Raw genomic sequence first — 21,620 nt, 5'->3', positions numbered from 1 at the left:
TGTAATCTAAAGAAGAGTCGAAGAGTCGAAGAGTCGAAGAGTCGAAGTATCGTCGATATACATACTATTGACGATATTGAAACGACGCTTAAGAAATGTATAGATCTATAAATAATATATTTAGATAACTTAGTGAGATGTGTTTAGACGATGTTAAAAATAAATAATAATTTCAAAGTTTTATTAGCCGGTCGTTTACTTCAAATTGTTATTACATTATGTGCATTGAGGATTTCAACAACAATATTACCTCAGATTGAACTTGGATTCGTATATTATATAATTACAGTACAATCTTTTTTTTCACTATTTCTTATAAATCCAATTGGACAGTATTTTAATAGACAAACGGCAAAATGGAATTTTGAAGGTCAGATTTATGGCGCCTACAAAAAACAGTTGTTGTATATATTATTAATCACAATATTTTCTTTTTTATTTATGTTCGTTATTAAATTATCCGGTCTGAATTTGTTACCTTATAATTTATTGATCATTACATCGTTTTTAATATTGAGTCAAAGTGCCAACCAAACTATAGTGCCATTGCTTAACATGCTGGAGCAAAGAGTTGCATTCGTTGTTTTTAATCTTCTTACCGCTTTACTCTCTCTTATTTGTTCATATGTGTTTATACAATATTTCAGTCCTACAGCATTGTCATGGCTTACAGGATTAGTTATTGGCAATGGTTTTGTCGTTATTTTAGCAACGTTTGGGTTTAGAGCTAAATACTTGGTGGAGACAAGTAAAAGGCTCCCTCTAGATTTTAATGAAATACGTAAATTTTGTTTTCCTATCGCTATTGCAACCATTTTTATGTGGTTCTTAAATTCGGGATATAGAATGATAGTTGAAAAAATGTATGGTTTAGAATTTCTTGCATTTTTAGGCGTAGGATTAGCCGTTTCTAGTCAGGTTTTTGCAATTGCAGAGTCATTATTAACCCAATACTTTATACCGGAACTTTATAAGAACTCAGAAAATTCAACCAAAGAAAAAAGAACGGATCTTGTTAACAGCTATTTTTATACAGTGATCCCTTTGTACGTATCTTTAGCTTTATTTCTAACTTTTTCGGTTAAATACCTTTTTCCTTTTGTTATCGGAGAGCAATACTACGATGCTTACATTTTCGCTATATATGGTGCATGGATCGAACTGGGTAGAGTATTAGTTAATACTTTTGCTGTTGTTAGTCAAGTGGAGAAAAAAACGGTAAAATTTATACTTCCATATGCGCTTGGTGCAATATATTTATCTGTTGGTCTATTTTTGAAAAGTTGGTTACAATTTGGAATTCAGATTCAAACTATTCTTGTTGGTTCTAGTATCGTGGTATTAGTTTCTATGTATATATCAATGAGGAGCTATCTATTATTTAGGATACCATTTAAAAGAATTTTACTGTCGATAGGTATGACGCTACCTGCTATTGGTTATTTTGTAGTATTTGATTTTAATGTAGCACTCTCTATTTCTAATTTTATAATGTGCTTTTTTGGCGGTGGACTTTATCTAGTAGGACTATTTTTTATGAATAAAAAACAATCTTAATTTTTAGTCCTCAAGTAATCTAAAAACTCAAGGTTGATAAAAATGACGAGATGAAATATAGATGTCATCAGTCGCCTAGAATTAAATAATATTGAAATTTGGTTGGTAATAATGAAACATAAATTTTCTATAGTAATACCATGCTTTAATGCTCAAGAGACTATTGTCAAGTGTATTGAAAGTTGTACATCTCAAACATTTGAAGATTTTGATATTATTATCGTCGATGATTTCAGTCAGGATTTTTCTTGCGATATTATCGATAATTTTATAAAGCGAAGCACTTTAAAACAAACGGTAAAATTGATAAAATTGAGTGAAAACCAAGGGCCGTCAAATGCTAGGAATGTCGGTATTGACGCGTCTAATTCGGAATATATTGCGTTATTAGACGCCGATGATTACTTTTATAAAAATAAGTTGTCTTTAATTTCTGATATATTAAATGATGAACCAAGCATTGATTTAATTGGACATGATTATTCAGTTAATGAATATTCGTTGTACGAAAACTCGTACAAAATTAGTTCTGTTAGCTTATTCGGTTTGTTAATTAAAAACTTTGCGGTTACTCCTTCTATTGTGTTTAAACGTAGTTTAAACACAAGATTTGATAAAAGTTTTCGATTTACTGAAGATCATGATTTTTATCTAAGAGTAATACTGGATGGCTACGTTATAAAATATTTAAATCGCCCTCTTGTTAGACTGAATAGATCACTGATGAGTGAGGGGGGCCTTAGTTCAAATAAATTTAAAATGAGAAAAGGTGAATTTAAGATGTATTTTAAATTTTGTACTCGCGAGGTTAAATATGTGCCTCTGCTACCGGTATTATTTTCTTTTTGTCTTTTAAAACATTTAATTAAAATGGCTAAACATAATCATTGATATTTCAAATGTTTTTATATGGATTGTTATTTTATTAAGGTAAACCCATGAAAGTATTAGTTACTGGCGGTGCTGGTTTTATTGGTTCAGCGGTCGTTAGGCATATTATTAAAGATACAAAAAACACGGTTGTTAATATTGACAAGTTAACGTATGCGGGAAATTTAGAGTCATTGAGCTATATTGAAAATGAAAAACGCTATTTCTTTGAACAAATTGATATTTGTGAACGATCTTCTCTAGATAAAATTTTCTTAAAATATCAACCAGATGCTGTAATGCATTTAGCCGCAGAATCACATGTGGATCGGTCAATTGATAGTCCCGCTGCATTTATTGAAACGAATATAGTCGGTACTTACACATTACTGGAAGCGACACGTACTTATTGGAATACACTGGATGCCGCTAAGAAATCTGCATTTCGTTTCCACCACATTTCAACAGATGAAGTATACGGCGACTTAGAAGGACCTAATGATTTATTTACTGAAGAAACTTCTTATGCACCAAGTTCTCCTTATTCAGCTTCAAAAGCATCAAGTGATCATTTAGTTAGAGCTTGGCACAGAACTTATGGGTTACCAATCTTAATCACTAACTGTTCAAATAACTATGGGCCTTATCATTTTCCTGAAAAGCTCATCCCATTAGTTATTCTTAATGTGTTAGATGGTAAAGCACTCCCTATTTATGGCGATGGACAACAAATTCGAGACTGGTTGTTTGTCGAAGATCACGCGCGTGCATTATATAAAGTGGTAACAGAGGGTAAAATCGGTGAAACTTACAACATCGGAGGTCATAATGAAAAAACCAATTTGGATGTTGTGTTAACTATTTGTTCATTGTTAGATGAATTAGTTCCGAATAAACCTGAAGGTGTGGTGAATTATAAAGATCTTATTACCTATGTAACAGACCGCCCTGGTCATGACGTTCGTTATGCTATTGACGCGAGTAAGATCGAGTGTGAACTGAACTGGAAGCCAGAAGAGACATTCGATACAGGCATACGGAAAACAGTGGAATGGTATCTTAATAACAAAGTGTGGTGGAGCAGGGTACTTGATGGCTCGTATTCCGGTGAGCGTTTAGGCATATCTGTAGAGGAACAAAAGTAATGAAAGGTATTATTTTAGCTGGCGGTTCGGGTACTCGTTTATATCCACTAACTCGCGGTGTATCGAAGCAATTATTGCCTATTTATGATAAACCGATGATCTTCTATCCATTGTCTGTATTAATGCTTGCTGGTATTCATGATATCCTGATCATAACAACCCCCGAGGATAATGTCAGTTTTAAGCGCTTGCTAGGCGATGGTTCTGATTTTGGCATAAACTTAGAGTATGCCATACAACCGAATCCTGATGGGTTAGCACAGGCTTTTGTTATTGGTGAGGAATTCATTGGTAATGATAATTGCTGTTTAGTACTAGGTGATAATATCTTTTACGGCCAATCGTTTACAGCTATTTTGAAAAGTGCGGTTAAACGAACTCGGGGAGCAACTATATTTGGTTATCAGGTTCGAGACCCCGAACGTTTTGGTGTGGTTGAATTTGATGATAAGATGAAGGCAATATCGATAGAAGAAAAGCCTGTAGAACCGAAATCAAACTACGCTGTCACAGGCTTGTATTTCTATGATAACCGCGTGGTTGAATTTGCTAAACAAGTTCAACCATCACACCGTGGTGAATTGGAGATTACCAGTATTAACCAAATGTATCTTGACGATGATTCATTACATGTGGAGTTATTAGGTCGAGGTTTTGCTTGGTTAGATACCGGAACCCATGAAAGTTTACATGAAGCATCTTCTTTTGTGCAAACTATCGAACATGTGCAAGGTTTGAAAGTCGCTTGTCTTGAAGAAATATCTTGGCGCAATGGTTGGTTGTCTAATGAGCAAGTGCTTGAGATTGCCAAATCCATGATGAAAAACGAATATGGCCAATATTTAAAACGTTTAATTGACGAATCTAATAAAAGGTAAAATATAAATATGCGGGTATTGATTACAGGCTGTAACGGTCAAGTTGGTTATTGCTTGACTGAGCAGCTCAACAGAAAAGAAAATACAGTTGTACTCGCTTTAACTAGAGATGATTTAGATATTACCGATGCAACAGCCGTACAAAAAATTGTATTTAAGTTTAACCCGAATGTCATTATTAATGCTGCTGCTCATACCGCAGTTGATAGTGCTGAAAAAGAAATGGAGTTGTCTTATAAGATCAATCGTGATGGACCTAAATACCTTGCTGAAGCGGCGCAAAAAATTAATGCTGCTATGTTACACATATCGACAGACTACGTATTTTCTGGTGATAAAGATGGTCAATATTCCCCTGAAGATCCTACCGCACCGCAAGGTGTTTATGGGCAAAGTAAACTTGCTGGAGAGCAAGCTGTTATAGAAGCATGTGACAAACATATTATTTTAAGAACAGCCTGGGTATTTGGCGAACATGGTAATAATTTTGTGAAAACAATGTTGCGTCTTGGTAAAGATAGGGATGCATTAAGTATTGTCGGTGATCAATTTGGCGGCCCAACCTATGCGGGTGATATAGCGGATGCATTAATTGAAATCGCGACTCAAATTGAGCAAGGTAAATCAATTGAATATGGTGTATATCACTTCTCTGGATATCCACACGTCAGCTGGTTTGAGTTTGCACAAGCTATTTTTAGTGAAGTGAAAACGCAACAGGTATTAAATAACATACCTGCTTTAAGTAGTATACCGACAACAGAATATCCAACACCAGCTAAGCGCCCAGCCAATTCAAAATTAGCCACCGATAAAATCATGCAATCTTTCGGTATTGAAGCGAGCGACTGGCAAGCGGCATTAAATCAAGTTAAACATTATACGTAGCAATAGTAGTTTTTAAGAGTAGTTTAAATGAACGTAATCGAAACAAATATCCCTGATGTAAAAATTATTGAACCGAATGTATTTGGTGACGAACGTGGTTTCTTTATGGAAACATGGCAGCAAAAAGAATTTGAAGAAAAAATCGCGAAGCGTACCTTCGTACAAGATAACCATTCAAAATCCTCAAAAGGTATTTTGAGAGGTTTGCATTATCAAACTGAAAATACCCAAGGTAAATTAGTACGAGTAATATCAGGTGAAGTATTTGATGTTGCGGTTGATATACGTAAAGGTTCACCTACTTACGGGCAATGGTGCGGAGTTTATTTATCAGCAGAGAATAAGCGTCAATTATGGGTACCAGAAGGGTTTGCTCATGGTTTTTACGTAACCAGTGAAGACGCTGAATTTGTGTATAAATGTACTGATTATTATAATCCAGAAGCTGAGCATTCGATAGCTTGGGATGATAAAGATATCGGTATTAAATGGCCTTGCTTAAATAGACCTATATTATCAGAAAAAGATAAAAAAGGGTTGTCCTTTCGAGATGTTATTGCTTTATGAATCATATATATATATCAGTTGTATCCCATGGGCATGAAAATTTCATAATGAATAATTCAAACCTAATTAAAATAAATGAAATTGATAATGTAACCGTTTTAATTAAAGATAATATTTTAAATGAAGAACTGAAAGAACATTGTGCTAAGTTTAACTTTAACTATGTTGCGGAAAGACCTAATTCAGGGTTTGGTGAAAATAACAATATTGTTTTTTCATCGGCATTAGAGTTAGGCTTATCTAATTCAGATTGGTTTTTTATTATTAACCCAGATGCTAACATTGAACTTGAACAATTTATTCTATTAACAAAAGAAATCGAAAAAACTAAAAATAAGCTTTTTACTGTGAGTTTATTTAAGGATGCTGGTTATCTTGAACATGAACACTCATTGCGGAACTTCCCTAAATGGATTGATGTGCTTAATCTGTTTTTAAAAAAACCAGTGAATAAAGCGTATGATAAAGTAAAATTAGATAACTTTTCTTATATTGATTGGGCATCGGGAGCATTTTTAATATTTAAAGGTTGTTTATATACTGAACTTGGCGGCTTTGATAAAAAATATTTCATGTATTATGAAGATGTGGACATTTGTTATAGAGCAAGAAATAAATTTGATCAAAAAGTCTGTTTTATAAAAAGTGTAAGTGCTGTACATGATGGTGCTTATGCAAATCGAAATATTTTCTCTAAACATTTCTACTGGTATCTCACTAGTCTGTTTAAATTTTTAGTTTCAAAAAGGCTATAGTTATGCTAATTGGTTTGACCGGTGGAAACGGTTTTTTAGGCAGTTATATTAAGCAATATTTAACTGAAAGTGATTCGAATTTATTACTAATAGGTCGAACTCCGTCTGTATTGATGGATGTAGATGATATTCTCATTGATACAATTAATAGTGAAACGAGTTATAATTTTATATCTGTTCCTAACGTTCTAATTCACTGTGCAGCCCGTGCTCACATCATGGACGACAGCTCTGGCGATCCGTTAGCTGAATATAGAACAGTGAATACAGCTGGTACACTGAACTTAGCAAGACAGGCTGCTGAAGCCGGGGTAAAACGCTTTATTTTTATCAGTTCAATAAAGGTAAACGGTGAAAGTACCTCGCATTCAGGAGCATTTACTGCAGATGATGAGCGTAATCCATTGGACCCATATGGTGTTTCAAAGTCTGAAGCTGAAATACAGTTATTAGTATTAGCTGAAGAAACCGGTATGGAAGTTGTGATTATCCGTCCGCCATTGATTTACGGTCCGGGGGTAAAAGCAAATTTCGCCTCGCTACTTAATTTAGTATCTAAAGGTTTACCATTACCTTTTGCGTGTATAAACAATAACAAGCGTAGCATGGTCTCGGTTGATAATTTAGTTGACTTGATCATGACTTGTATCGAGCACCCTAAAGCGGCGAACCAAGTATTTTTAGTGTCTGATGATGATGATCTGTCAACTGCTTCGATGATTAGTCAATTATCGAAGGCTTGTGGTAAAAGTGGCTGGATGTTACCTGTTCCTCTGCCATTGTTTCAATTAGTTGGAAAGGTGTTAGGTAAAAGTGATGTCATCAACCGGTTAACGGGTTCATTGCATGTTGATATAACCAAAACTAAAACCTTGCTAAATTGGACTCCGATTATGAGTGTCGATGAAGGTTTCAAAAAAACCGCAGATGCCTTGTTACAAAACAACGCTTTTACAAGAGAAGAAAAAAATGATTAGATTTTTAGACTTCATTCTGGCTTTTATCGGCTTGACACTGACTGCACCAATTTTAGTTATCATTACTGTTATCGGTTACTTTGATACTAAATCGCCGATATTTATGCAAAGCCGTGTCGGTAAAAATAAAAAACCATTTACATTAATTAAGTTTCGAACGATGACAGTGGAAACGGAATCGGTAGCCAGTCATCTGGCTAATTCTGCTTCGATTACTAGAATAGGTGGGTTCTTACGTAAATCAAAAATAGATGAGTTACCGCAACTTATTAACGTGCTTAAAGGTGAAATGAGCTTTGTTGGTCCACGTCCTAATTTGTTCAATCAGCACGAGTTGATTAATGAACGTGATGCGCGCGGTGTATACAATGTTTTACCTGGGATCACCGGATTAGCTCAGGTGAACAATATTGATATGTCGACACCTGAACTGTTGGCGAAAACTGACCGTAAAATGATTGATACATTAACAATAAAAGATTATTTTAAATATATCATTATGACTGCTACAGGTAGCGGTACTGGTGACGCAGTTAATACAAAATAACGACACTTAGATGTATAAACGTTATAATCCTCTACTTATTACAATTAAAAGCAGTATAATTCTGGAATATGTTTATCAATAACAGCGCGGTAATCATATTTTAGGTTTGGCGATTTGTTTTCTATTTTTAATAGAGGCCTGTGGCTAGTGATTTAAATGGTCGACAAATACGATACTTCAGGTGAGAATCGGATTTGATGGTTGTATCGGATAATATCCATATTGAAATAGGTTTATGGTTGTAAATGAAAATTAATAAAATATCTAAATTAAATACCAATATTAGCGCTAAACTGGTACCTATATTGGCCTGTCTATTTCCTATTTTATGTCTCGCATATGGAAAAGGTTATAAAGCAATACCAGCAATTTTATTACTATTTTCTTTACCAGTCCTATTTTCAACCTCTCGTAAAATATTAACTAAAGATGTAAATGTTTTGATAGGGGCATTCTTGCTTTATTTTAGTATTTTTGCTTTTTCTACATTATTAAATGGGGATAGTTTATCGCGATTGGATGACCCAAGTAGATTCATTTTATGTATTCCTATTTTTGTCGCCATACTTCGTTATCCCCCTCCTTTTGCTTGGATCACGAAAAGTCTCGTTATAGCAAGTTATATCGCGGGTATAGCTGCTTTAGTTCTGGTATTTTATTATGACCAGGGACGGGCGTTCGTATCAGGAAATGACTTTTTATCTAAAGGTTACATGCCGATACAATCTGGTAATATAGCGATGACATTTGGGATTGTTTGTTTACCAATTGCTATTTACCATCTAAATAAATCAGCACTAATCACATCTGTTTTATGTAGCTTTGGCGCCGCGTTCGGTATTTCCGCGAGCTATCTTTCTGGCTCTCGTGGTGGTTGGGTATTTGTTCCTATTGCTATCATCTTCTTGTTATATATGAATAGAAAGTATATACAAAAAACTAAAAAAACACTTGTTGCATTCATCATTCTCATCGCTCCAACATTGTCTATGCTTACTGTTATTAATATAACACCGACAATGCAACAGCAACCATCGCGCATCGCTCAACTTTCTCAGGAAATTGATATGTATGAAGGTGGGGTGAAACCTGAATCTGAGTCATCATCTGGCATTCGTTTAGAGTTATGGCGTGATTCGGGTTATACATTTATTGAAGCACCCTTTGTAGGTGTTGGTTATAAAAAACGGCTGGAATTAAGAGCTCAAAGGCAAGATGAAGGTCTGATTAATATCCCTTCGAACTATTTGACGAGCCATTCACATAATCAATACCTCGAAGCCTTATCTGTAAGAGGTGTCCTGGGGTTTATTGGATTAATGGGGATTTTTATCGCCCCTTTATTTATTTTTAGAAAAATTTACCGTGACGGTGATTTACAGGCAAAAACTATTGCTCAATGTGGAGCATTAAGTGTCATTATGATGATGGGTTACTGTTTGACTCAGGCAATGTTTAAACACAATTCAGGTGCTATATTTTATCCATTGATGACCGTTATTCTTCTAGGCTCAGGTCTAGTATTGGTAAAGAAAGAAACTGAAAAATAATTTTATAATAATAGAATAAGGTGTTATCAATGAGTAACAAAATATCAGTTTGTATTATCTGTAAGAATGAGGAACAAAAAATAGCAGCATGCTTACAGTCAGTAACTTGGGCCGATGAAATTGTGATTGTTGATTCAGGCAGTACTGATGCAACCCTTGATATTGTCAGAAAATATACCGATAAGGTATTTGTCCGCGAAGATTGGCCTGGTTTTGGTGAACAGAAACGTCGCGCCGAAGCCTTAGCAACGAATGACTGGATATTCTCGATTGATGCCGATGAAGTTGTGCCTGAAAAATTAGCGTTAGAAATTCAAGCTGCATTAGAAAGCGCTGATGATGAACAGGTGTTTAGAGTCAACCGCCTGACCCATTTTTGTGGTGAGTTTGTTTATCACAGTGGTTGGTACCCTGATAAATTACCGCGTATATATAATCGTAGCCGCTATCGCTATAACCAAAAAATGGTGCATGAATCATTGGAATGCAAAGGTGCGCCAATTATCGACTTACAACATAACCTGCTGCATTATACATTTTCTGACCTGAGTATTTATTTACAAAAACGTACTGGTTACGCAGAAGCTTGGGCGCAAGAAAAGTATAATAAAGGTAAAAAAGGGTCAATGTTAAAAGGTTCCTTGTCTGCTGTGTTTGCTTTTATCCGCCATTATTTTTTACGTCGTGGTTTTTTAGATGGCCGTATTGGTTTTTTGATCGCAGTAATACAATTTCAATATACCTTTAATAAATATACATTGTTGAAGTTTAAACATATCAGTGACAATAAAAAGAATAATACCAAGTAAGCAAAAAAAGATTAATGTAATCAGCTAACTGAGTATTTACTACTACATAATTTGATAGGTTAACAATGAGAATATTAGCATTTCCTGGTTTTGCCAATGCATACAATAGCGTACGTCCTGAAGTTGAAACATTTATTGGCCTTGCTAATAAAGGGCATGACGTCACTGTGATGATACCTGAGGATTCAAATGCCTTGAGTTATTATCAAGAGGCTGGCATTAAAGTTATATTCGGTTATCCGAAGCGTAAAATATGCTTTGAGACAATAAAGGCCTTACGTGCAGAGTTAAAACAGCATAATTATGATGTCGTTTATGCCACAAATTCTAAAACGATCCCCAATGCGGCTTTTGCTTGTATCGGTTTTCCGGTTAAGTTAGTCGCTTATCGTGGCACGACTGGCGGCTTGTATCGGCATGATCCAAGTGCATATTTGACTATATTACATCCACGTATTGATGGTGTTATCTGTGTTTCCGACGCAGTAAGACAAGATATTTTGCAACAAGTTTGGAAAGGTAAAGATCAAGTTATTACTATCCATAAAGGCCATAACCTGGCTTGGTATGATCATAAGGCGGCGGATTTATCTGAATTAGGTATTAAAGAAACCGATTTTACTGTGGTATGTGCTTGTAATGTTCGTCCAAGTAAAGGTATTGAAGTCATGTTGACGGCGGCTGAACAACTGGCCGATTTGACTAACTTCCACTTGTTGTTAGTCGGTAAAGGGCTAGATCAAGAACCTTACCTTAGTTTGATTGCGCAGCATCCGATGAAAGATCGGATCCATGTAACGGGTTATCGTCAAGATGCCCCTGAAATTATTACCGCCTGTGATGTACTTGTACAACCGTCGATCAGTGGAGAAGGTTTACCCCGAGCTGTCATGGAGGCCATGTCATGTGGTACACCGACAATCGTGACGACAACGGGTGGTGGTAAAGAAGTCGTCGTCGATGGCACGACGGGATTTGTCGTACCAGTAAAAGATGCGAATGCAATTGCTGAAAAAGTACGTTTTTTCCATCGTAATCCACAAGCGATTACTGAGTTCGGTATAGCAGGTAAAGCAAAATTAGCCAATGAATTTTCAACCAAGAATACTGTCGATAAATTTGAGCAATATTTTCAGCAGTTATAATTTCCTTGTGTATTTTTCATTTAATCCCCCTCGCCCTACTTTTATAAAAGAGTCAGGAGAGGGGGATTTTAGTATCTGCTTAAAAGCGGTATAATTATTGCTGATATTAATGATACGCTGATTTTTTGACACTCGAGAATTATATCTGAACATGCGTTTAGTCTCGTTTGTCTCGTGCTAAAGAAGGATAAATATGTTCAATAACAAATCCATTCTCATCACTGGTGGCACTGGCTCTTTTGGTCGAAAATACACCAAAACCATTCTTGCTAATTATAAACCAAAACGTTTAATTATCTTATCGCGTGATGAGCTCAAGCAGTTTGAAATGCAACAAGAGTTTAATGATCCGTGTATGCGCTATTTCATCGGTGATGTGCGTGATGCTGAGCGTATGATGCAAGCGATGCAGGATGTGGACTTTGTTATCCATGCGGCAGCGCTAAAGCAAGTACCTGCGGCAGAATATAATCCGATGGAATGCATTAAAACCAATATTCACGGTGCCGAAAATGTCATTAAAGCGGCCATCGCCAACAAAGTCGAAAAGGTAATCGCGTTATCTACGGATAAAGCGGCGAACCCGATTAATTTATACGGCGCCACAAAGCTAGCTTCGGATAAGCTATTTGTTGCTGCAAACAATATGGTAGGTAGTGGTCCAACCCGTTTTGCTTGTGTACGGTATGGCAATGTTGTTGGTTCGCGTGGTTCTGTGGTGCCATTTTTTAAAGGTTTGTTAGACAAGGGTGCAGAATCATTACCTGTTACTCACCCAGATATGACCCGTTTTTGGATCACCTTGCAAGATGGCGTTGATTTTGTACTGACCAACTTTAAACGTATGCAGGGCGGCGAAATATTTATTCCTAAGATCCCTTCTGTGCATATTATGGATTTAGTTGAAGCGTATGCGCCAGGTATTAAAACTGAGATCATCGGTATTCGCCCGGGTGAAAAATTACATGAGATCATGTGCCCTAAGGATGACTCGCATTTAACCTTAGCGTTTGAAGATCATTATGTTATCTGCCCAACCATTATCTTTTTTGATAAAAATATTGATTATAGTGTCAATCAATTAGGCGAAAAAGGCCAAGCGGTGCCACAAGGATACGAATACCATTCTGGTAATAATCCTGAGTTTCTGGATATTCAACAGATCCGTGATTTTGATCGTTTGGCAGAGTTATAACTCTTTATCAAAAGTTATAACGCTGTATAAAAAGTTGTAAGGCCTTCTAATAAAGAGTGTTGTCATGATCCCGTATGGTAAACAAGATATTAACCAACAAGACATTGATGCGGTTGTCGCGGTATTGCAATCCGATTTTCTCACCCAAGGTCCGCAAGTTCCTTTGTTTGAACAAGCTTTGATTGAGCATACTGGTGCTGAGTATGCGGTTGCTTGTAACAGCGCCACTTCGGCATTACACCTTGCTTGTTTAGCGTTAGGACTCGGTGAGGGTGATTGGTTGTGGACGACCCCCATTACCTTCGTTGCATCGGCGAATTGTGGCTTATATTGTGGTGCTCAAGTTGATTTTGTCGATATTGACCCTATCACTTATAATCTTTGCCCCAAGGCGCTTGAACAAAAACTTATTACAGCAAAGGCCGAAGGTAAACTACCGAAAGTGGTTATTCCTGTGCACTTGTGCGGTCAGTCTTGTGACATGGCTGCTATCTACGCATTATCATTGCAATACGGTTTTAAGATCATTGAAGACGCGGCGCATGCCATTGGTGGGACTTATCAAGATAAACCCATAGGTTGCGGTGAATATGCTGATATTACAGTATTCAGCTTTCACCCGGTGAAAATTGTTACCACAGCAGAAGGTGGTGCGGCATTAACCAACCAACAAGCGTTAGCGGATAAGATGGCGTTATTACGCAGTCATGGTATTACTCGTGATAAAAGCTTAATGACGCCTGTCACTGGACTGCCAATTGAAGTGCAGGGTGATTGGTATTATCAGCAAGTTGAACTTGGTTTTAATTATCGGATGACGGAGTTACAAGCGGCATTAGGGGTGAGTCAAATGCAGCGATTGACGCAGTTTGTGAGTGAACGCCAGCGCCTCGCTTTACGTTATAATCAGTTATTAGCCGATTTACCACTAACCTTACCTAAGCAGTTAGCACAAACTAATTCGGCTTGGCATTTGTATGTTGTCGGGCTGCAGTTAGATAATACGACGTTATCTAAAAAACAGGTATCTCAAAAATACTTGTCTCAGAAACACTTATCTAAGAATGAAGTGTTCAGGCAATTACGCGAGCTGGGTGTTGGTGTTAACGTACACTACATCCCTGTACATACTCAGCCTTATTATCAGGTGATGGGCTTTAACTATGGTGATTTTCCTGCTGCAGAGCATTATTATCAACAGGCACTTTCATTACCACTATTCCACGGCATGACGCATGCACAGCAAGATGAAGTGGTAGCTGCACTTCGTACCGCCTTACTTATCGATGGTTAAACAATTCATATGAAAATAGCGATCATTCCTGCCCGCGGTGGCAGTAAACGTATTCCGGGTAAAAATATCAAGTTATTTCATGGCAAGCCCATGATCGCTTATTCAATTGAAGCGGCGCAAGAATCTGGCTGCTTTGATAAAATAATCGTGTCGACAGATGATCATGAAATTGCCGATATTGCCAGGAGATATGGGGCTGAAGTGCCGTTTATGCGTCCTGCCGATATTGCCGATGACCATGCCACAACCATGGATGTCATGCAACATGCGATAGGCTGGTGTGAGTCGCAAAGTATGACCGTCGATTTACTTTGTTGTATTTATGCAACTGCGCCGTTTATATCACCAAACGACTTATCTAAGGGATTAGCACTTGTATCTGCAGGTGATATTGATTATGCATTCAGTGCTACGTCTTTTGCTTTTCCCATTCAACGGGCTATTTCATTAAACGACAATGGCTCTGTACAAATGTTGCAGCCAGAGCATGTAAATACCCGCTCGCAAGACTTACAAGAAGCGTTCCACGATGCTGGTCAATTCTATTGGGGTAAGGTAGCTGCATTTAAAACCGGGAAACCCTTTTTCTCACTTTGTTCAAAAGCTATCTTGATACCGCGTAAAAGAGTGCAAGATGTAGATACTTTGGAAGATTGGGAATTTGCCGAAGCGTTATATGCGGTCATGAAGGTTTAAGGTGAATATTGTTATTCGTACCGATGCGTCGGTACATATCGGCAGTGGTCATGTGATGCGTTGCTTGGTATTAGCACAAGGATTAACAACGCAAGGACACCGGGTGAGCTTTGTTTGTCGTCCACAAGTGGGCGATTTAATTGCTTTCATTGAAAATAAAGGTTTCTGCGTTTATCAATTAGCGTCACCAAAAACTGAACTGACTCCTGCAACTAGCGCTGATTATGTAGCTTGGTTACAGGTGCCTTGGCAGCAAGATGCGCAAGATTTTTTATCGGCGGTAGACACCGCTGAGCTCGTCATAGTTGATCATTATGCGTTGAATGCAAACTGGCAGCAGCGTATACAGCAAGCATTACATTGTAAGATCATGGTCATTGATGATTTAGTACGTAGTCACCATGCCGATTTGATCTTAGATCAAACCTTATTACGCCGCAGTAATGAATATCAACGAACTTATGACGATACTAAGGTATTAACTGGCTGTGAGTTTGCATTATTAAACCCGCAGTTTAACTATTATCGTGAGCAAGTATTAACAAATGATGAACTCTCCCTCAGACCCACATTATTATTAAGCATGGGCGGCATTGATCAACCTAACGCGACCTTACAGGTTTTAACTGTGCTTGCTGCAATGCCTGTGTTAGCACGACCTTTGGTTACTGTGTTATTGGGGCCTCGTGCACCGCATTACCAACAAGTACAGGCATTCTGTCAGCGGCATAGTGATTGGATCTCCCATTTAGACTTTGTCGATAATATGGCTGAAATAATGCTGCAACATCAAGTGGCTATTGGCGCGCCTGGGACTACCGCTTGGGAACGTGCCTGTTTGGGGTTACCGAGTATTATCATTCCATTGGCAGAAAATCAGCAGACCATAAGTCGTAATCTAGTTGCTGTGGACGCAGCGTACAAAGTTGAACTCGACGATATTAACCAGCAGTTGATGCTAACTTATCAGCGGTTATTGCAGAATTGGTCAGCGTTGAGACAGAATAACCTTAAGTTATGTGATGGGCTGGGATTGAACCGGGTATTACAGGCGGTTGAAAATTTAGATAGTACTGTTCATTTAGATAGTTCTGCACATGTCGATGACACGTTATGTCTACAGTTACGCCGTGCTGTACTGACGGACATTAAACCGGTATTTGATTGGCAATGTCATCCGAACACGCGGCTATATGCGTTAAATAAACAAGTACCGAGCTGGTCTGAACATCAAACTTGGATGGCGAATAAGCTCAGTCAGCAGCAAGATTTTTTTTATATTATTACCATACCAGATACATTTTCTGCATCAAGTCATAAGCAAGTTCGCCATGGTATCAGCGTCGGTGTGGTGCGTTTAGATAGAATGAGTACAGCTGAATACTTGCTGTCTATTTTTATTGATCCTGCTTATTATGGTCAGGGTATTGCCAAGCGAGCACTAGCATACTTGGATGAGCTACACCCACATATCACTATTCATGCTAAAGTGTTAATGGTTAATACCGCTTCACAACGGCTGTTCACTCAGTCTCGTTTCCAACGCTTGGCCATGGAAACCTTTATCCGCTATCCACAGGCTTAAATAGCTATGCCTCCCTTTATCGAAGAGTATTCATTAACATCATGATTGAGCAAACTATTACTATCGATGGTCGTAAAATTGGTCCTAATTATCGCCCTTATATTATCGCCGAGTTATCTGCAAACCATAATGGCGATATCAATCGTGCTTTTGCGATAATGGCAGCGGCGAAAGAAGCGGGTGCTGATGCAATAAAATTACAAACTTATACTCAAGATACCATTACCATGGACTGCGATAGTGACGAATTTCAGATCAAAGGTGGTTTGTGGCATGGACAAAGTTTATACGAGTTGTATAAGGGCGCACATATGCCGTGGGAGTGGCACCAACCTTTATTCGCGAAAGCGAAAGAATTAGGCATTACTATTTTTAGTTCACCGTTTGATTTTTCAGCCGTTGATTTATTAGAAGAGTTGGATGCGCCAGCATACAAAATCGCCTCGTTCGAAGTTATTGATCTGCCTTTAATCAAGCGGGTGGCACAAACCGGTAAACCGATGATTATTTCAACGGGAATGGCGAATAAGGCCGAGATCCAAGACGCGATCACAACAGCAAGAGAAAATGGCTGTGAAGAATTAGTCGTTTTACATTGCGTCAGTAGTTATCCGGCCCCTGCAGAGCAATATAACCTGCGTACTATTGAAGACATCAGTCAACGCTTTGATGTACTTTCTGGTTTATCAGATCATACTATTGATAATGCCACCGCGGTTGTGTCGGTTGCTTTCGGCGCTTGTGTGATTGAAAAACATGTCACTTTAGATCGTAATGGTGGCGGTGCAGATGACAGCTTTTCGCTTGAACCGACGGAACTTGCTCAACTCTGCCGAGATACTCATACTGCTTGGCAAGCGATGGGTAAGGTAAATTATGAACGCACACCAGCAGAGCAAGGTAATGTTCAATTTCGCCGTTCGTTATATGTGGTTAAAGATATCGCTGCGGGTGAGTTATTAACGGCGGAAAATGTCCGCAGTATTCGGCCTGGTTTTGGTTTAGCACCGAAACATTATGACGCCGTATTAGGCAAGGTTGCTAAGGGTATAATTTATCGTGGGGCCGCACTTAGTTTTGACCTCATTGAGTAAGGCGTAAAATAAAAAACGCCGCTCATATAGACTATTTAAATACTAGCATTAACTTGTAGTTATAATTTAATGCTAGAATATCTCTCAAGTTATTTCCACCCATCATCAGGTCAACACCATGAACATTACCATTGCTGGTACAGGTTACGTTGGATTATCAAATGCAGTGTTATTAGCGCAGCATAATAGCGTAATTGCATTAGACATTATCGCTGAAAAAGTCGAACTTATTAACAATAAAAAATCGCCTATCTCTGATAATGAGATTGAAGATTTCCTCGCTAATAAAGCACTTGATCTTATTGCAACCACTGACAAGCAACTTGCTTATGCCAATGCTGATTATGTGATCATCGCGACACCGACTGATTATGATGTGGTGCATAATTATTTTAATACCAAATCAGTAGAAGCGGTGATTAAAGATGTGATGGCGATTAACCCGAGTGCGGTGATGGTGATTAAATCGACGGTACCTGTTGGTTATACTAAAGAAGTCAAACAACGTCTTGGCTGTGATAATATCTTATTTTCACCTGAGTTTTTACGTGAGGGTAGTGCCTTATACGATAACTTACATCCATCACGTATTATAGTCGGTGAGCAGTCTAAGCGTGCCGAAGTCTTTGCTGGCTTGTTAATGCAAGGTGCGATTAAAACTGATATTGAGGTATTGTTTACCGATTCTACCGAAGCTGAAGCGGTTAAACTATTCTCTAATACGTATCTAGCGATGCGGGTGGCTTATTTCAACGAGTTAGATAGCTACGCGGAAACTCATGGTTTAAATACTCGTCAGATCATTCAAGGGGTAGGTTTAGACCCGCGCATTGGCAGTCATTATAATAATCCATCATTTGGTTATGGCGGTTATTGCTTACCGAAAGATACCAAACAATTACGCGCCAACTATGAAAATGTACCTAACAGCTTAATCAGTGCCATTGTTGATGCTAACTCGACACGTAAAGATCATATCGCTGACACTATTATTGCGCGAAACCCGCAGGTTGTCGGTATTTATCGTTTAATTATGAAGTCTGGCTCAGATAATTTCCGAGCCTCATCAATTCAAGGCATCATGAAACGCATTAAAGCCAAAGGCATTAAAGTTGTGGTGTATGAACCGGTATTGACTGAGCGCGAGTTTTTTAAATCTCCGGTGCTTACCGACCTCAATGAATTTAAAGCCCTTGCTGATGTCATAGTATCGAACCGTTTAGCGGACGAACTGCTTGACGTCGCTGATAAAGTTTATACTCGCGACTTATTTGGTAATGATTAGGTTCATACTATATTAATAAAGTGAAAGTATAATTTATAAATATAAGTGAAAGATACATGAAATATTTAATTACTGGCGCAGCAGGCTTCATTGGCTCGCGCTGTGCAGAGTTATTATGCCAACAAGGTCATCAGATTATCGGTGTTGATAATTTAAATGATTATTACGATGTGAATTTAAAACATGCACGTTTAGCGAATACAACAAAATCCGCGCTATTTACGTTTGTTGAACTCGATCTCGCCGATCGTGACGGTGTCGCGACGTTATTTGCAGAACATCAATTTGATCGCGTGATTCATCTTGCTGCTCAAGCGGGTGTGCGTTATTCCATTGATAATCCAATGGCGTATGCTGATAGCAACTTAACTGGCTTCTTAACCGTGTTAGAAGGTTGCCGTAATAATCAGGTTAAGCACTTAGTGTATGCCTCATCTAGCTCGGTTTATGGTTTAAATAACAAAACCCCATTTAGTACCAGTGACAGTGTTGACCACCCGATTTCGTTATATGCAGCATCAAAAAAATCCAATGAATTGATGGCGCATACTTATTCACATTTATATGGTGTACCGACCACCGGTCTACGCTTCTTTACTGTGTATGGCCCTTGGGGTCGTCCGGACATGGCATTATTTAAGTTTACCAAGGCTATCATTGCGGGTGACACCATTGATGTTTATAACAACGGGGACATGTTACGCGACTTTACTTATATCGATGATATCGTGGCTGGGGTATTGCAAATTCAAGATGTAATACCAACACCAGATGCGGATTGGAAAGTTGAAACGGGTAGTCCTGCAACTAGTAGCGCGCCTTATCGCGTGTATAATATCGGTCACGGTAGTCCGGTTAAATTAATGGACTACATTGAAGCATTAGAAGACTCGTTAGGCATTAAAGCCAAGAAAAACTTTATGCCAATGCAGCCGGGTGATGTCTACGCAACCTATGCTGATACCCAAGATTTATTTGCAGTCACTGGTTACACTTCAAAAGTGAAGGTTAAAGAAGGCGTTAAAGCCTTTGTTGATTGGTACCGTGACTTTTATAGCGTATAAATCGTAAATCGTAAAACGGAAAGAATAAAAGGATAAAATCTTGAAGATAACTAAAGCGGTAATTCCAGTAGCTGGTCTCGGTACACGTATGTTACCTGCAACTAAAGCGATCCCGAAAGAGATGTTACCAGTGGCTGATAAGCCGCTTATTCAATATATCGTTAATGAATGTGCAGCAGCAGGTATTACCGAGATCGTACTGGTTACGCATGCCTCTAAAAATGCCATTGAGAACCATTTTGATACCTCATTTGAATTAGAATCAACACTAGAAAAACGCGTTAAGCGCCAGTTATTAGCGGAAGTACAGGCGATTGCACCAAAAGGTGTAACTATCATGCATATCCGTCAAGGTGTCGCCAAAGGTTTGGGCCATGCAGTATTGTGCGCAAAACCAATTATTGGTGATGAACCGTTTGCGGTGGTATTACCTGATGTTCTGATGGATGAAGTCAGTGCCGATCTGAAAACTGAAAACTTAGCCAGCATGATGCGCCGTTTTGATGAAACTGGTTTTAGCCAGATCATGGTTGAACCTGTGCCAATGAATTTAGTGTCTGGTTATGGTGTGGCTGATTGTGGTGGCGTTGAACTTAGCGCGGGCGAATCTACACCTATGACGGCCGTTATTGAAAAACCAACACAAGATAAAGCACCATCAAATCTTGCGGTTGCCGGACGTTATGTTTTACCTGCAGCAATTTGGGACTTACTCGCACGTACAGCACCAGGTGCGGGTGATGAAATTCAGTTAACGGATGCTATTGATGATCTAATGAAGTTAGAAACAGTTGAAGCTTTCCATATTAGCGGCAAGTTACATGACTGTGGTTCGAAATTGGGTTACATGAAAGCATTCATTGAGTATGGCTTGCGTCACCCTGAAGTAGGCGCTGATTTACAAAAATTTATTAGTGGCTTGAAATAACACTTGAGTTTGACGTTATAATGTTATGAAACAAAGGGCAGTTTACTGCCCTTTGTTGTATCTAATATAGATATTAATCCAACTCAGTTTCTAACCAATCCGAATCTAATTGCGCGAATGCTAATAGCAGTGCTACTACCGCCGCATAAAAGCCAAATTTATCACAGGCTTTTACTTTCATTTCAAAATCACCTAACCAGTTAAGTAAGTGCGTTTGTAAGAAGTCGTGCTGTAGTGCAAAGTGAGCGCGGATCGCCTCTTCTGATTCAGAATCTAATGTTTTTAAGATCAAGTTACCCATGAAATCTAACTGGATAGCTATGTGATCAGCTGGCTCGCTGTATTTGTCATTGATATTGATGTTGTGCTCATCTAACAACGCGGTCATCTGCTGATATGCTTCTTGCATCAAGTGACCATTTTCGCTGGTGAATACTGACTCATACGGTGGCGCTGATGATTTACTGTTACCTAAGAATACTTGGGCATAATCGGCACATAATTCTAAACGCGCATCGTTACGTAAATTTGCAGCGGCTAATGAACTGATCAACTTCTCAACTGGCGCTGTTAAGGCTGGTGTTGCGGCTAACCCTTGTAAGAAAGCTTGGATCTCAGCGGACTGGTATTTACCTAGTTGTTCATCAGATAACTCTGTTGCTAATGTTGTTGAAAGCCACCAGTAGATCTCTGAGCGGGTCTGGCATAATTGAGTTAGTTCATCCATTGTGTTCTCCAAAGGGTGAGGGGCTAGTGTAAATGCTATAATTGTGGCGCATTATAGCGAATAA

General features: G+C 38.4%; 21 protein-coding genes. 20 read left to right on the top strand and 1 reads right to left on the bottom strand.

What is annotated here, in order from left to right; translation table 11 throughout:
• The first annotated feature begins 150 nt into the window (after positions 1-150).
• The 20 genes from HRT96_RS09775 (at position 151) to galU (ending at position 20,829) form a co-directional block, all read left to right on the top strand.
• On the top strand, positions 151-1,557 hold the full coding sequence (locus tag HRT96_RS09775) for a hypothetical protein (RefSeq protein WP_293155639.1): 1,407 nt from the start codon (positions 151-153) through the stop codon (positions 1,555-1,557).
• Between the two features lie 111 nt (positions 1,558-1,668).
• Positions 1,669-2,448, top strand: coding sequence for a glycosyltransferase (locus HRT96_RS09770; RefSeq protein ID WP_293155636.1), 780 nt, complete (start codon positions 1,669-1,671; stop codon positions 2,446-2,448).
• A 47-nt stretch (positions 2,449-2,495) separates the two neighbouring features.
• Positions 2,496-3,572, top strand: a complete 1,077-nt coding sequence (gene rfbB, locus HRT96_RS09765) for a dTDP-glucose 4,6-dehydratase (protein WP_293155633.1) — start codon at positions 2,496-2,498, stop codon at positions 3,570-3,572.
• Positions 3,572-4,450, top strand: a complete 879-nt coding sequence (gene rfbA / locus HRT96_RS09760; RefSeq protein ID WP_293155630.1) for a glucose-1-phosphate thymidylyltransferase RfbA — start codon at positions 3,572-3,574, stop codon at positions 4,448-4,450. Before rfbB ends, rfbA begins: the two co-directional genes overlap by 1 nt.
• Positions 4,451-4,459: 9 nt before the next feature.
• Positions 4,460-5,338: a dTDP-4-dehydrorhamnose reductase gene (gene rfbD / locus HRT96_RS09755; protein WP_293155628.1), complete on the top strand. Its 879-nt coding sequence runs from the start codon at positions 4,460-4,462 to the stop codon at positions 5,336-5,338.
• Positions 5,339-5,365: 27 nt separating this feature from the next.
• On the top strand, positions 5,366-5,905 hold the full coding sequence (gene rfbC / locus HRT96_RS09750) for a dTDP-4-dehydrorhamnose 3,5-epimerase (protein ID WP_293155625.1): 540 nt from the start codon (positions 5,366-5,368) through the stop codon (positions 5,903-5,905).
• Between the two features lie 47 nt (positions 5,906-5,952).
• Positions 5,953-6,660, top strand: a complete 708-nt coding sequence (locus tag HRT96_RS09745; RefSeq protein ID WP_293155622.1) for a glycosyltransferase family 2 protein — start codon at positions 5,953-5,955, stop codon at positions 6,658-6,660.
• Positions 6,661-6,662: 2 nt separating this feature from the next.
• Positions 6,663-7,637, top strand: a complete 975-nt coding sequence (locus HRT96_RS09740; protein WP_293155619.1) for an SDR family oxidoreductase — start codon at positions 6,663-6,665, stop codon at positions 7,635-7,637.
• Positions 7,630-8,184, top strand: a complete 555-nt coding sequence (locus HRT96_RS09735; protein WP_293155616.1) for a sugar transferase — start codon at positions 7,630-7,632, stop codon at positions 8,182-8,184. The genes HRT96_RS09740 and HRT96_RS09735 overlap by 8 nt, the downstream gene beginning before the upstream one ends.
• Before the next feature lie 245 nt (positions 8,185-8,429).
• The gene (locus HRT96_RS09730) at positions 8,430-9,734 is read left to right on the top strand and encodes an O-antigen ligase (protein ID WP_293155613.1); all 1,305 of its coding nucleotides are present in this window, start codon (positions 8,430-8,432) and stop codon (positions 9,732-9,734) included.
• A 29-nt stretch (positions 9,735-9,763) separates the two neighbouring features.
• Positions 9,764-10,543 (top strand): glycosyltransferase family 2 protein, encoded by a 780-nt coding sequence (locus tag HRT96_RS09725; RefSeq protein WP_293155610.1) that lies wholly within the window; start codon positions 9,764-9,766, stop codon positions 10,541-10,543.
• 65 nt (positions 10,544-10,608) lie between these two features.
• Positions 10,609-11,688 (top strand): glycosyltransferase family 4 protein, encoded by a 1,080-nt coding sequence (locus HRT96_RS09720; protein ID WP_293155608.1) that lies wholly within the window; start codon positions 10,609-10,611, stop codon positions 11,686-11,688.
• 193 nt (positions 11,689-11,881) lie between these two features.
• Positions 11,882-12,883: a UDP-N-acetylglucosamine 4,6-dehydratase (inverting) gene (pseB, locus tag HRT96_RS09715; protein ID WP_293155605.1), complete on the top strand. Its 1,002-nt coding sequence runs from the start codon at positions 11,882-11,884 to the stop codon at positions 12,881-12,883.
• Between the two features lie 64 nt (positions 12,884-12,947).
• The gene (gene pseC / locus HRT96_RS09710; protein WP_293155602.1) at positions 12,948-14,177 is read left to right on the top strand and encodes a UDP-4-amino-4,6-dideoxy-N-acetyl-beta-L-altrosamine transaminase; all 1,230 of its coding nucleotides are present in this window, start codon (positions 12,948-12,950) and stop codon (positions 14,175-14,177) included.
• Positions 14,178-14,186: 9 nt separating this feature from the next.
• The gene (gene pseF, locus HRT96_RS09705; protein ID WP_293155599.1) at positions 14,187-14,873 is read left to right on the top strand and encodes a pseudaminic acid cytidylyltransferase; all 687 of its coding nucleotides are present in this window, start codon (positions 14,187-14,189) and stop codon (positions 14,871-14,873) included.
• A gap of 1 nt (position 14,874) precedes the next feature.
• Positions 14,875-16,458, top strand: coding sequence for a UDP-2,4-diacetamido-2,4,6-trideoxy-beta-L-altropyranose hydrolase (pseG, locus tag HRT96_RS09700; protein WP_293155596.1), 1,584 nt, complete (start codon positions 14,875-14,877; stop codon positions 16,456-16,458).
• 41 nt (positions 16,459-16,499) lie between these two features.
• The gene (gene pseI / locus HRT96_RS09695) at positions 16,500-17,552 is read left to right on the top strand and encodes a pseudaminic acid synthase (protein WP_293155593.1); all 1,053 of its coding nucleotides are present in this window, start codon (positions 16,500-16,502) and stop codon (positions 17,550-17,552) included.
• Between the two features lie 118 nt (positions 17,553-17,670).
• Positions 17,671-18,837 (top strand): nucleotide sugar dehydrogenase, encoded by a 1,167-nt coding sequence (locus HRT96_RS09690; protein ID WP_293155590.1) that lies wholly within the window; start codon positions 17,671-17,673, stop codon positions 18,835-18,837.
• Positions 18,838-18,893: 56 nt separating this feature from the next.
• Entirely contained in the window at positions 18,894-19,901 is a 1,008-nt protein-coding gene (locus tag HRT96_RS09685) for an NAD-dependent epimerase (protein WP_293155587.1), read from the top strand.
• 40 nt (positions 19,902-19,941) lie between these two features.
• Complete coding sequence (gene galU / locus HRT96_RS09680; protein ID WP_293155584.1) at positions 19,942-20,829, top strand: UTP--glucose-1-phosphate uridylyltransferase GalU; 888 nt, start codon at positions 19,942-19,944, stop codon at positions 20,827-20,829.
• A 73-nt stretch (positions 20,830-20,902) separates the two neighbouring features.
• Here galU and torD read toward each other — a convergent pair whose 3' ends face one another.
• Positions 20,903-21,556: a molecular chaperone TorD gene (gene torD / locus HRT96_RS09675; protein WP_293155581.1), complete on the bottom strand. Its 654-nt coding sequence runs from the start codon at positions 21,554-21,556 to the stop codon at positions 20,903-20,905.
• Positions 21,557-21,620 lie beyond the last annotated feature (64 nt).

The organism is Moritella sp. (assembly GCF_013215705.1).
Classification (GTDB): domain Bacteria; phylum Pseudomonadota; class Gammaproteobacteria; order Enterobacterales; family Moritellaceae; genus Moritella.
This window is presented reverse-complemented; position numbering and strand designations above follow the sequence as displayed.

Excerpts from the sequence above, each read along its gene's own strand:
- HRT96_RS09775 (WP_293155639.1), top strand. The coding sequence starts at position 151 with ATGTTAAAAATAAATAATAATTTCAAAGTTTTATTAGCCGGTCGTTTA.
- HRT96_RS09770 (WP_293155636.1), top strand. The coding sequence starts at position 1,669 with ATGAAACATAAATTTTCTATAGTAATACCATGCTTTAATGCTCAAGAG.
- rfbB (WP_293155633.1), top strand. The coding sequence starts at position 2,496 with ATGAAAGTATTAGTTACTGGCGGTGCTGGTTTTATTGGTTCAGCGGTC.
- rfbA (WP_293155630.1), top strand. The coding sequence starts at position 3,572 with ATGAAAGGTATTATTTTAGCTGGCGGTTCGGGTACTCGTTTATATCCA.
- rfbD (WP_293155628.1), top strand. The coding sequence starts at position 4,460 with ATGCGGGTATTGATTACAGGCTGTAACGGTCAAGTTGGTTATTGCTTG.
- rfbC (WP_293155625.1), top strand. The coding sequence starts at position 5,366 with ATGAACGTAATCGAAACAAATATCCCTGATGTAAAAATTATTGAACCG.
- HRT96_RS09745 (WP_293155622.1), top strand. The coding sequence starts at position 5,953 with ATGAATAATTCAAACCTAATTAAAATAAATGAAATTGATAATGTAACC.
- HRT96_RS09740 (WP_293155619.1), top strand. The coding sequence starts at position 6,663 with ATGCTAATTGGTTTGACCGGTGGAAACGGTTTTTTAGGCAGTTATATT.
- HRT96_RS09735 (WP_293155616.1), top strand. The coding sequence starts at position 7,630 with ATGATTAGATTTTTAGACTTCATTCTGGCTTTTATCGGCTTGACACTG.
- HRT96_RS09730 (WP_293155613.1), top strand. The coding sequence starts at position 8,430 with ATGAAAATTAATAAAATATCTAAATTAAATACCAATATTAGCGCTAAA.
- HRT96_RS09725 (WP_293155610.1), top strand. The coding sequence starts at position 9,764 with ATGAGTAACAAAATATCAGTTTGTATTATCTGTAAGAATGAGGAACAA.
- HRT96_RS09720 (WP_293155608.1), top strand. The coding sequence starts at position 10,609 with ATGAGAATATTAGCATTTCCTGGTTTTGCCAATGCATACAATAGCGTA.
- pseB (WP_293155605.1), top strand. The coding sequence starts at position 11,882 with ATGTTCAATAACAAATCCATTCTCATCACTGGTGGCACTGGCTCTTTT.
- pseC (WP_293155602.1), top strand. The coding sequence starts at position 12,948 with ATGATCCCGTATGGTAAACAAGATATTAACCAACAAGACATTGATGCG.
- pseF (WP_293155599.1), top strand. The coding sequence starts at position 14,187 with ATGAAAATAGCGATCATTCCTGCCCGCGGTGGCAGTAAACGTATTCCG.
- pseI (WP_293155593.1), top strand. The coding sequence starts at position 16,500 with ATGATTGAGCAAACTATTACTATCGATGGTCGTAAAATTGGTCCTAAT.
- HRT96_RS09690 (WP_293155590.1), top strand. The coding sequence starts at position 17,671 with ATGAACATTACCATTGCTGGTACAGGTTACGTTGGATTATCAAATGCA.
- HRT96_RS09685 (WP_293155587.1), top strand. The coding sequence starts at position 18,894 with ATGAAATATTTAATTACTGGCGCAGCAGGCTTCATTGGCTCGCGCTGT.
- torD (WP_293155581.1), bottom strand. The coding sequence starts at position 21,556 with ATGGATGAACTAACTCAATTATGCCAGACCCGCTCAGAGATCTACTGG.